This window comes from Thiofilum flexile DSM 14609 (assembly GCF_000380185.1).
Lineage (GTDB): Bacteria > Pseudomonadota > Gammaproteobacteria > Thiotrichales > Thiotrichaceae > Thiofilum > Thiofilum flexile.
On the sequence record NZ_KB904746.1, the window covers coordinates 23,316 to 35,747 of the forward strand.

Consider the following 12,432-nt stretch of genomic DNA (forward strand, 5'->3'; position numbering starts at 1 on the left):
TTTAAAGTCGATTGTTAAACCCCTTACTTAGCACAGGTAATCTTAACCCACTCAGCCGGTTTGCCATGCTCAAACTCTGCCCTATTAGCTATCGCTTGGCGTTGCTCAATGGTGGTTTGGCAATATGCTTGTAATGCCGCTGGTAGAATGACCTGATTCACTTGACCGTGATAGGGAATAGCCGCACCCGTAGGGTCTGCCATATCAATCACTAACTCACCCTTGAGGCGTAATGGAGAGGATAAAGGCTGCTTAAGTTTTAACACCAACTGCCCCTGTTGTAGGCTCAAGTCAGATTCACTGACCAGCTCACGTGGCAAAACAACACCATTAAAACGCAACTCAGTGAAATAGGCCAAGCCCGTCAAATCCTGCACCAGTTGCTCTTTTAAAGCATTCAACTCAGCAGGGCTACTCTGATCACTTAAACCTAAATCAGCGATTAAAATCGCCGAGGTGGGGCGATCATAACGCCATATTTGCTCAATAGCGCTTAGCTCCCCTGCGGCATTGAGAACTAAGCGACTTTGTACTTGAATTAAATATTGATAGCCATGCGCCCATAGCGTAATGCTAATAAGCATCCCGATGATTAGCCCTAAGCCCTTCCCCACTATGATTCGCATAAGTATACCTATTAGGTGCAGTCAATGGTGACTAACTGAACGGGATCACCATGCACATAGGTTGCCGCATTATTAGGATCTTGTTTTTTCTCTAGGGATACTCTGCACTGTGACTTTAATGCATCGGGTAAATTCACCGAGGCCGCACTAGCATGTCTTAAAATACCGGTTCCATCGGGGTCAGCCATATCAATCACTAATCGTTTACCTTTAATATCCACAGGCTCAGCAAAAGGATGGAACATTTGTAGTTCTAATTGCTTTTCAGAAGGCAGCAGAATGTCATAGTCCTCGACTTCACTGTGATTAATATCGGCACCATCGACTCTAAAATCGACAAAATACCCTAATTTCTTTAGATCCTTCATCATATCAAGACCTAACTCATCGAGTGACTGATCGGAGATCACGTCCATACTCTCTAGCATAATATTAGTAATTTCAGGTGCGTAGTCCCATACCTGACGCACGCCCATCACCTTACCTTCATTATCTAGCTCTAACTCACTCGTCACATCGATATCATAATGAAAACCATCCGCATAAGCCGGCATAGCCCCCCATAAAGCCGTTAGTAAAGCGGCATATAAAGCAATACGTTTCATTTTTTAATTCTCCCAATTAAATTATATCAACCAACTAAATCATTACTCGTAATCGACCGCACATCTCAACCAATGTTCAGCCTGAATACGCATCATTATCAGATTAACTATTAAATAGACTTAAAGCTTGAGCACTTTAGTCGCTGCTAACACCAAGACCATTAAAGCACTCGCGACAATCCATGACGCTACTGCTCGTACTAATACCCCCTCCCAAAAGCGCTTTAGCCCTACCGTAATGGCAATCACCCCCACTAGTATTAAAGCAGCACTACAGGCCACTCCGGCGAAAGTGCTATAAACCTTAAACCCAGCAAAACCGGGTAATAAAAAGGGTTTCACCATGACACCTACTGCTAAACCACTGAGTAAAGCCAGCATCGTGCTAATACTGATCGGTGGCTTTAAATACAGCACGGTACTCAATGCCATCCCGCCCGCAAGAGCCAAGCTAGCCTCCCCTGCATTAGCGGTGAATAGACGAGCACGTACTAACATCAGCCCTACTAATAGCGCTAGCACAAAAACGGGTAGCGTAAATTTGAGTACCCGTGTGGGTTGTTGCCCCAAAAAGAGTCCCAAAGCAACTAACACTAATAGAGCAATGGGGTCATTCAATACTTCCATTACACCATTCATAAAATAGGTCATTCACAGATACCCAGCTAAATTAAGAGGTGCTATAGCATACCCTATTCAAGGTGAGCAAAAAGCAAGTAGCTCCCTAAAAAATTTTTGGGTTTCATTAGTGCATACTTTGCGGTATTCTCGCCCCTCGTGAAACCTTGAGCCAATGCCACATTGGCTATTTGCAAGCAGTTTTTCTCTAGGGCAAACCCTAGGTTTCATCAATATCTTGTGCTTGACCCTAACCTAACACACATTCTATAGTGTTCTGTAATTAAAGTCGCATTTGTCTTTCCATACATTATTTTCATGATTTATCACGCTGCTCCAGCAGAGTGCTAGAGGATTTTTACGCATGTCAACAACACACATCACGGATAAAGAGTCTAGTCCTACTATCCAAGCCCCTGCATTACAACACCCTGAATGGCGCGTAATTCGTCGCACGGGCGAAGTGACTCAATTTGATGCGCGTAAAATTTATGTCGCTATGACCAAAGCCTTTTTAGATGTAGAAGGTAGTTCCGCCTCTGGCTCGGCCCGGATTCATGATGTTGTCACCAGTCTTACTGAAAGAGTGATCGAACAATTAAATCGTCGCACGGCTGAGGGTGCGAATATCCACATTGAAGAAATTCAAGATCAAGTCGAACTCGCCATGATGCGAGCGGGTGAGCATAAAGTAGCGCGGAGCTATGTGTTATATCGCGAAGATCGCGCCCGTCTACGTGCCGAAAAAGAAGCCAAAACCCGCAAAGGTAAGAAAAAAACCGAAACCACCATTAAAGTTAAATATGCCAATGGTGAGCTACGCCCCCTTGATGAAGACCGAATGAAACGCCTGATTGCGGAAGCCGTCGCCGGTTTAGAAGGGGTTGATGCGGAGCAGGTGTATAAAGACGCGCTGCGTAATTTATACGATGGCATTACTGAAAAAGAAGTGGCAACTGCGCTCATTATCAGTACCCGTATTTTAATTGATCGTGACCCCAATTATTCCTATGTAGCCTCGCGCATGTTGCTTGATACCTTACGTCGTGAGGTACTCACGCTATTAGAAGGTACTCACACCGAAGCGACTCAAGTCGAAATGCAAGGCCTCTATGCTGAAACCCTACAAAAAGCACTGCGTAAAGGGGTGGAGGTCAAACTGCTCAGTGATGAATTGTTGCGCTATGACTTGAACGCATTAGGTGCTGCCATTAAACCTGAGCGCGATTTGCAATTTACCTATTTAGGTTTGCAGACGCTGTATGATCGCTATTTCCTGCATCACAATGGGGTACGCTTTGAATTACCACAAGTATTCTTTATGCGGGTGGCCATGGGTCTTGCGATTAATGAAGTCGACCGTGAAGCGCGTACTATTGAATTTTATAACCTGCTCTCTAGTTTTGACTTTATGAGCAGCACCCCTACTCTGTTTAACTCTGGCACGCTACGCCCACAATTATCCTCTTGTTATTTAACAACTGTAGGGGATGACTTAGATGGTATCTATAATGCGATTAAAGATAATGCCCTACTCTCCAAATATGCCGGTGGCCTAGGTAATGACTGGACGCAAGTACGCGGTATGGGAGCACACATTCACGGCACCAATGGCAAATCGCAAGGTGTGGTTCCCTTCCTGAAAGTAGCCAATGATACTGCAGTAGCTGTCAATCAATGTTTTGCTCCTGAAACCCCATTATTTACAGCCAATGGCATTAAACCTATTAAAGAAATCAAAACAGGTGATTTAGTACTAGGTATTAGTGGTACTTACCGCGAAGTGAAGCAAACCATGGTGTATAACCAAACGGATGCTATGGTTGCCGTGGATATTAAACACTCCATCGCTCCGGTGCGTGTGACGGCAGGACACCCTATGTATGCCATTCAAGGCATTCCTTTAGGACAAGCGAATGAGCGCACTGCTGAATGGTTAGCTAAAGGCAAAGTCGCTCCGCAATGGGTAGAGGCGGGTCAACTACAAAAAGGTGATTTTGTTGCCCAAGTTATCCCGACTGAAACCGTCATGGTCGCGGGCTTCTTCGAAGACGATGCTCGTTTATATGGTATTTTACTCGGTGATGGTCATCTCTCTAAAGAGGGTACACAGTGGGGTGTTTCAGGTAATCCACAACAGGATACCCACCTTGAGTTTGTGCGTGCCTATCTCAGTGAAAGAGGTATTCACTCATGGGAAACCACACGTGGCGAAACCTATCTACAAATTCACTGGGCTAGCGGACGTGGTGCGCTACGGGATGGCAGCACCGGACGTATTGTAGGCGCAGGGGCTGCTACTCTGCCCTTTACTTATGACGACTTATACAATAGCAAAGGCGAAAAACGCATTGCGCGGCGCTTTAGCCACTTACCCAAAAATCAAACGCTTGCTCTCTTACAAGGCTTGCTTGAAACGGATGGTGGTATTAGTCGCGGCAAAGAAATTTATTTTACGAGTACCTCTCAAGAGCTAGCTGAGGGTGTGCGTTATCAATGTTTACGTCTAGGCGTTCCTACCGCAGGACAATATCGTGAGCGGGATAATAGCCATAGCGCTACACGCTCTGACGGCTCTAGCATCCAATTCCAAGGTATTACTAAAACCTACGATATTCGCATTCCAGCACTTGCCCCTTTGGCTGAACGAGTCAATTGCCAACCTTTAACTAAGCAAAACTGGTTTACCTATAATGGTTGCGTCTATAGCCGAGTACGTAGTGTAGAAGCTATCGAAGCCGTACCGTTTGTATTTGACCTCATTGTTGAAGGTGATGAGTCATACATGACTACCTCCGGCCTGAACCACAATGGTGGAAAAAGGAAGGGGGCGGTCTGTGCTTACTTAGAAACCTGGCATATTGATATTGAAGACTTTTTAGAGCTGCGCAAAAACACGGGGGATGAGCGCCGCCGTACTCATGATATGAATACCGCGAATTGGATTCCCGATTTGTTTATGAAACGGGTTGCGGCTGATCAAGAGTGGACACTTTTCTCACCAGATGAGGTTCCTGATCTACATGATCTGACCGGTAAAGCCTTTGAAGCGCGTTATACCGAGTATGAAGCGAAAGCGGCACGTGGTGAAATTAAACTACACCGGAAACTACCTGCTCAACAATTATGGCGCAAAATGCTAGGGATGCTGTTTGAAACAGGTCATCCTTGGATTACCTTCAAAGACCCTAGCAATATTCGTTATAGCAACCAGCATGTGGGTGTGGTGCACTCTAGTAATCTTTGCACTGAAATCGCCTTACACACTACCGATGCAGAAATTGCCGTTTGCTTTCCAGCGGGCACACAAATTCTAACTCGTGAGGGTCAACGTGCTATTGAAGACTGTGATGGTCGCGAGGTATTAGTACCTTTCTCTGAAAGCTTACAACAGCAAACTCGTTTCCTACCTGCTCGCTTAGTTTTACAAGGCGAGAAACCTGTTTATGAATTAACTACCAAAAATGGTTTAACCATTGAAGCAACAGAGGATCACCCTTTCTTAGTTCAAAATCCGGTTGATCGTGATAAACCTAAGACCTATCAATGGAAAAAGCTCAAAGAATTAACAGCGGGTGATTTTATTGCCACACCTTTGACTGAAAATATTTATCCTGAGTTAGGACAACAAGATACCGACTTTACTGCTGCGGGTTGGATGCTAGGTGATGGCTGGATGTCTAGTAGCTATGGAGCCTGTTTTGGTCCACACGAGCAATATGCACAAGACTTTGTCTTACCTATTTTGAATAAGTGGCATCAAAACTCTGAATTAGGCCATAACACGCCCCATCACTATGCCCCTGCCCCTTACACACAACCTAATGGGGTCGTTAATTGGCATACGCAACGCGCTGGTTTTATTCGCTATGTCGAAGAGCGCTTTGGTTTTAAAACAGCGACTGGCCCCGAAAAGCGTATAGGCCAACCCATTTGGCAAGCCAAGCCGGAACAAATCGCCAGTTTCTTATCGGGCTTATTCTCTGCTGATGGTTGTGTAATGGAGGATGCTCGTCGTACTAAAGGTGGTATTACGGTTTCCCTATCCTCTGCCAGTATTGAGCTGTTACGGGATGTGCAGTTACTGCTCAAACCTTTTGGGGTACATGGTCGCATTCGTGGTGGTCAAGTGAGCGGGCGTGAGGGTCGTTGGCAGGGTCAATTAGAAGTCAAAGGTGGAGCCTCCATAGTAAACTTTGCCGAGTTAATTGGTTTTAATTTAAGCCCAGTTAAACATGAAAAACTTCATAATTACCTTGCTAAACTAACCACCAAACCCGCACTACAACATAGTGCTGTAGTTAGTATTATGCCCAAAGGTATTAAACCTGTTTATGACTTAGCATTAACCGAAGATCATAGCTTTATTGCCAATGGCTTAGTGGTACATAACTGCAATCTTGGCTCCGTGAATCTACCCGCCCATACTAGCAATGGTAAACTCGACCTCGAAAAACTAGAGCGCACCATTACTACCGCCATGCGTATGCTGGATAATGTGATTGACTATAACTACTACAGCGTTCCTCAAGCGCGGCGCTCTAACCTTAAACATCGTCCCGTCGGTTTAGGGATCATGGGTTTCCAAGACGCTTTGTATGAAATGAATATGGCGTATAGCTCCACCGAAGCGCTGGAATTTGCCGATCGTAGTATGGAGGCGGTGTCTTATTTTGCCATTCGTGCCTCTAGCCAATTAGCAGCAGAACGGGGCAAATATGCTACCTATCAAGGCTCGCTCTGGAGTCGCGGGATTCTCCCCATTGACTCACTCGATTTACTCGCTGAAGAGCGTGGTGAGTATTTTAGTGTGGATAAAACACAAACCTTAGATTGGGATGGTTTACGTCAACTCATCAAAACCCAAGGGATGCGTAATTCCAATGTGATGGCTATCGCACCGACGGCGACCATTTCTAATATTTGTGGTGTATCGCAATCGATTGAGCCTACCTATCAAAACCTCTTTGTGAAATCGAATCTATCAGGTGAGTTTACGGTCATTAACCCCTATCTCGTGAAAGACCTGAAAGCGATGAGCATGTGGGATGAGGTGATGATGAATGATCTCAAGTATTTTGATGGTTCGGTGCAACGCCTAGATCGTGTACCGGAAGCCTTTAAAGCGAAATATGCCACGGCGTTTGAAATGGATGCACGTTGGTTAGTGGAGGCTGCCAGTCGCCGTCAAAAATGGATTGATCAAGGCCAGTCATTGAACCTGTATATGGCTGAACCTAATGGTCAGAAGCTTGATAATCTGTATAAACTGGCTTGGGTACGGGGTTTAAAAACGACCTATTACTTACGTACTTTAGGCGCTACGGGTGCAGAGAAGACCGGATCAGATGATATGCCTAGTGCAAAAGCAACCAGTAGTGCGCCTAGCAGCTCTAGCCTTCCGGCCTCCTCTGGAAAGCCTAACCTGCACTTAGTGTCGAAGAATCTAATCTCGGTAGGCTCAGAGGCTCCTAGCGCCTGCTCGCTGCTTGATCCAGATTGTGAAGCTTGTCAGTAAGCAATTTTTACCAAATAGTGAAGGTTAAGAGCTAGATTAGCTCTTAATCTTTTCAATTCATGCCTGTTCAAAAGCCCCTACAATTTAGTTGGCATTCAGGTATTGGGAGAGTACAATCATGACCCTAAATTGGGATGACCCACTGGCTACTGCACCAAAAGGTGCCAAAGTAGCCGATAAAACAGTTTCTAAACCCACCCAAGAGGTATGGTCGCATGAGCAGCGCGAGAGCCAAACTAGCGTTAAGCCGTCAGTTGCGCCAACGCCGTCGTCAAGCACGTCGGTAAGCCAAACCCCGGCGTACTGTGATCAGACGCCGGTTGAGTTTACCCCGATGCAACCCATTAACCCCGAAGACAAACGGGTGATTAATGGGATGGGCGATATTAATCAGCTTGCGCCGTTTAAATACCCTTGGGCTTGGGAATTTTTCCTCAATGCCAATAAAAATCATTGGACACCGCTCGACATTAATATGGCGCAGGATGTGCATGACTATCATCACAACCTCAAACCCTCCGAGCGCCATGTGTATGAAAATGTCCTCGCCTATCTCACCACCTCCGATATTTTAGCTATGCGTAATATTGGGCTGGCGGTGATGGAAAAAATGACCGCCCCCGAATTGCAAATCTATCAAGCTCGGCAAGTATACGAAGAGGCGTTGCATTGTTTTAAAGAAGGCACTGAAGTACTAACCCCACAGGGCTGGGTCGATTTTCGTAATCTAGTGGAGGGGCAAACTGTCGCGCAATATTGCGCAGACGGTACGATTGAGTTTATCCAGCCACTCGGTATCACGCGTGATTATTTTGAAGGGGATTTAATTCGTTTTAGTTCTAGCGTCTATGAATCTATTGTCACGCCAAATCATCGCTGTGTTGCGCTTGATATACGCAATGATAATAAACTAGTGATTCAAACCGCTGATAAAATTAGTGTTCATAATAAAAATATTCCGGTAGCGGGCAAATTAAATAATCCCCAAAGTATTACTCAACTATCTTGGTTAGAGCGTTTAGCTATTGCTTATCAAGCGGATGGCACCCTAATCAATAGCCATAGCAATGACTTTACCGGTACAGGCTATCGTTTCCATTTCAAACGTATTGATAAAATTGAACGTTTAGAAACCATCTTAAATCACTTAGATATTAAGTATTCAAAATATACCTGTGCAGATGAAAGTACTCGCTTTGATATTCCCAAACAAAATCTTGAATTAGTAAAAGACTTCTCATGGGTTTCGTTCAAAACCATATCTTATGAGTGGATTCGTGAGTTTATCGACGAACTTATGAATTGGGATGGCAGCCGTTCGAGTGATATGTTGCGTTATGTAACAACCAATCAGAGTTGCTATGATGTGGTTATGGCGTTGGGCGTTATGGCTAATTACCGTTGTGGGGTACATAAAGCTAAAACCTCCGCCGGTAATATGGCATGGACGATTAATTTTGTAGACCGCTCTTATGTGAGTGGGCGCACGATTGAAAAAACGACCGAAGCCTATTGTGGTTATGTTTATAGTGTGGGTGTACCGAGCACTATGCTAGTAGTGCGCTATAACGATAAAGTCACCGTGTCGGGCAATACTTGGACCTATCAACACTGCATTGAAACTATCGGTCTGGATCAAGGCGAAATTTATAATCGCTATCGAGTCGTCCCTGAAATTAATGCCAAAATTCAAATTGCGAATCGGCGTTTAAATGCGGTGATGCGTTCTGATTTAAATTTAAGAAACGCGGATGATTTACATCAATTCGTGTTGTCTTATGTATTTTTCTCCGGTGTATTTGAAGGCTGTTGGTTTTATAATGGCTTTTCGCCGGTTTTTGCCTTGCAGCGCCGTGGTTTAATGAAAGGTACTGCGGAGCAATTGCAATATATTATGCGCGATGAAGTATTGCATTGTTCCTTTGGTATTCGCGTGGCGCGGCAAATTATGCTGGAAGAAAATGTGCAATTAGACCCTGCCGCTTTGCGGTATATGTGGGATGAGGCGGAAGCAGCAGAAGCAGGCTATGCTAATTTCTTATTACCGAATCCAATTTTGGGCTATTCCAAAGAGGATCACAGCGAGCAATTCCGCTTTACCGCTAATCGGCGGGCGCGTCAGTTAGGATTAGATGAACCATTTCCGGGGGCTAAGAATGCTTTGCCGTGGCTTGATGAGCAATCGAATATGCGTAAGGAAAAGAACTTCTTTGAAACTCGCGTGACCGAATATCAAACAGGTGGCGCGTTAAAGTGGGATTAACTTAAAATCCCCGCAATAAAAGGCTAGTTTTAAACTGGCCTTTTTTATTGCTTATTAGAAAATCTTAATTGCCGCTTATATTAAAAAAGTAAAATTTTACTTTTTTGACACGCTGTTTTTCCATTAATGGCATTAACATTGCCTCCTATCCTCTCGCCGTTGCACATCCCCATAGCTTCCTTTATTAATTTGTTATTAAAAATACTATTACCCATACGGTACTTAATTTAGCACAATAAGGAAGACCCTTTATGAGCACTATTAATACGACTTCACCCCGTATCACTACCATTCGTCCAACTACTACTGTTGGCTCTACCGCTACTACAAATCGCTCTAGCTCCACCCCGACTACGCCGATACCTACCACACTGACCACACCGGTTCAGAATATTACCCAGCAAACGATGGCTCAAGTGGGGTTGACACCAACGCCCGCTCCTGTGTCTATATCTATGCCTACTCCGATCCCACCTCCTATCGGAGTGTGGATGACACCAACGCCTGTACCTACTGCGCCCACGCCTGCTCCCTCAGTAACCCCTACTCCTGTCCCACGCCCTATCGGATCTGTGGGAATGACACCCGTTCCAGTTGGTGTTATGGAGCCAGGTATCACCGTTTGGGGTTCTACTACTGCTACTGAAGCACGCCAACAACTCAGTGATGCACGTACACGCTGGGCTAATAAAGGCATCACAAACTACAGCCTACAAATCAATAGTCAAAATACTAGCGCCACTCCAACCACCATGATGGATCTGGGTAAATCGGCTACTGTAGATATTATCAATGGACAAGTGGTGGGTGCCTCGAATCCTTATTCCACTGAGCCTGCTGATACTGCTTTAGCTAAGCTCACCGTTAATGACTTATTCGATCTAGCCGAAAAAGCGATTAATGCGGGGAACTTCTCCGATATCTATTTTGATGAGCGTGGTATCCCTACCAATATTCATGTGGGTGATAAACAATACCAAGCCTATTTACAATCTGTGATCACTCCTGCCACCTCCGGTAATGATACAGTAACGATTGCGACCCCTAACTATCCCGGTATGGAGCCAGGTGTCACCTACCCGGCACCAGTCCCCGTTACTATTGGGACTCCGGCTTTAGAGAACAAAACCTATTGGGGTGGTGAGGGGCAAGATACAGCCGTACTTTCTGGTAAACTCAGTGACTACACCCTGCAAACCCAATCAGATGGCACGATTGTACTCACTCCGATCAATGGCCCCTCAGTTACCCTAAAAGCCTTTGAAACCTTCCAATTTGCTGACACCAGTTTGACTAAAGAGCAGATCACTGATCCCGCTCAAATGCTTAACTATCGCCGCCAACAATGGCAGTCACAGGGTTTGACTAACTATTCGCTCGGTGTGGGAAAATCAACGAATAATAATGATGGTCGTACTATTACTGCCGATGTAATGATGAATTACCAATCCGCCAAGATTGATGTGATTAATGGGCGCGTGGTCAATGCTGAAACCTCTGATATGGGTAATACAACGCTCAGCCCAGAACTAGCAAATATGACCATTGACTCCCTCTTTGACATGGCGCAACAAGCCATTAACCGTGGCGAGAAAGTTGATATTCAATACAGTAATACAGGCATCCCTCAGAGTGTGCGCATCGGTAGCACCCAATATCATGCCAATATTCACTCTAAAATCACGGCAGGTACGACAGGGAATGATACTTTCACCGCTCAATTTACGCCTTACTCTGCTACAACCCCGTATAGCCTCCCAGAAAATACTCGCTATGTGGGCGACAGCGGCGACGATACCTTAAAGATAAATGGGCGCTTACAGGATTTTCAAATAAACCAAAACTCTACGACCCAAAATGGCTCGTTTACTATTTATAACTCCAGTAATAATAGCCCCGCCATTTCAACCAGTGGCATAGAGCATTTGCAATTTAATGACACGACAATTGATGCGGCTCAACTTAAACCACAAATGCTCAATTATTATCAACAGCAATGGAATAATGCGCCCTTAAAAGACTATACCTTAGAGCTGACTAAAAATACGGCTCCCACTATCCCCACTGCTACTACTACCGTGACAACACCTACTTCTCCTATTGCCAACCCTGATAGTAATCGCCGTACCATTATTGAGGTTAAAAACGGACAAATTGCCTCAATAACAGCTAAAGATTATATGGGTAATACGCTCACACCTGATCCAGAGTTTGCTAATTTTACGGTGGAGAAACTATTTGATTTAGCCCAACAAGGTTTAGCGGCTAATGATAAAAGTACTGTTTACTATGACTCGAAAAAATCCTATCCGCAATCTATTCAAGTGGCGGGGAATAATGGTAATACCACCTATTACAATGCTCAAGTGAGAGTACCGGGCGAGCCTGAAAATATATTTGGCTATGCCACTACCACAGGTGGAATGGGTAGTTTTGGAACTGCGACGACAGGTACAACAGGTGGCATTATTCCAACTCCAGTACCAACGCCGACTACCCCTAGCATCGCTCCCCCCTCACAGGGAACTGCGACGGGAGCAACCCCGACTAGTGGCAGCATAGCTACCCCGACTCCTACGGCTAACGGTGCTACCTCTACTCATCAAGGTAGCAATAATGCTAATGCCAATCGCCCTAAAATCGATCCGCAGGTATTAACTCGCTTATTAACCGCGCTGATTCAGTTGATTAAAAACATGCAAGCTAATAATCAAACCAATACCGCGCATAATAATACGGTGAATAGCAACGCTTCTCAGCGTATTCGTAATTAACCTATCACTTCAGCCCAAATACCTAGCA

5 protein-coding genes and 2 pseudogenes are annotated in these 12,432 nt (G+C 45.0%); 4 read left to right on the forward strand and 3 right to left on the reverse strand.

What is annotated here, in order from left to right:
* Positions 1-23: 23 nt before the first annotated feature.
* The 3 genes from A3IK_RS0100115 to A3IK_RS0100125 all read right to left on the reverse strand — a co-directional run bounded on the left by A3IK_RS0100115 (position 24) and on the right by A3IK_RS0100125 (position 1,882).
* The gene (locus tag A3IK_RS0100115; RefSeq protein ID WP_083915637.1) at positions 24-626 is read right to left on the reverse strand and encodes a DUF1007 family protein; all 603 of its coding nucleotides are present in this window, start codon (positions 624-626) and stop codon (positions 24-26) included.
* An 11-nt stretch (positions 627-637) separates the two neighbouring features.
* A complete protein-coding gene (locus A3IK_RS0100120; protein ID WP_020557920.1) occupies positions 638-1,231 on the reverse strand; it encodes a DUF1007 family protein in 594 nt (197 codons plus the stop codon).
* 120 nt (positions 1,232-1,351) lie between these two features.
* Positions 1,352-1,882, reverse strand: a complete 531-nt coding sequence (locus tag A3IK_RS0100125) for a hypothetical protein (protein ID WP_020557921.1) — start codon at positions 1,880-1,882, stop codon at positions 1,352-1,354.
* A 331-nt stretch (positions 1,883-2,213) separates the two neighbouring features.
* On the opposite strand from A3IK_RS0100125, the gene A3IK_RS0100130 reads away from it, so the two are divergent.
* The 4 genes and pseudogenes from A3IK_RS0100130 to A3IK_RS0100150 all read left to right on the forward strand — a co-directional run bounded on the left by A3IK_RS0100130 (position 2,214) and on the right by A3IK_RS0100150 (position 12,404).
* Positions 2,214-7,367, forward strand: a complete 5,154-nt coding sequence (locus tag A3IK_RS0100130; RefSeq protein WP_020557922.1) for a ribonucleoside-diphosphate reductase subunit alpha — start codon at positions 2,214-2,216, stop codon at positions 7,365-7,367.
* Positions 7,368-7,485: 118 nt separating this feature from the next.
* Positions 7,486-8,037 (forward strand): annotated as a pseudogene (locus tag A3IK_RS21010) (ribonucleotide-diphosphate reductase subunit beta); the annotation flags it as partial.
* Positions 8,038-8,958: 921 nt separating this feature from the next.
* Positions 8,959-9,630 (forward strand): annotated as a pseudogene (locus A3IK_RS18040) (ribonucleotide-diphosphate reductase subunit beta); the annotation flags it as partial.
* A gap of 251 nt (positions 9,631-9,881) precedes the next feature.
* On the forward strand, positions 9,882-12,404 hold the full coding sequence (locus A3IK_RS0100150; RefSeq protein WP_020557925.1) for a DUF6174 domain-containing protein: 2,523 nt from the start codon (positions 9,882-9,884) through the stop codon (positions 12,402-12,404).
* Positions 12,405-12,432 lie beyond the last annotated feature (28 nt).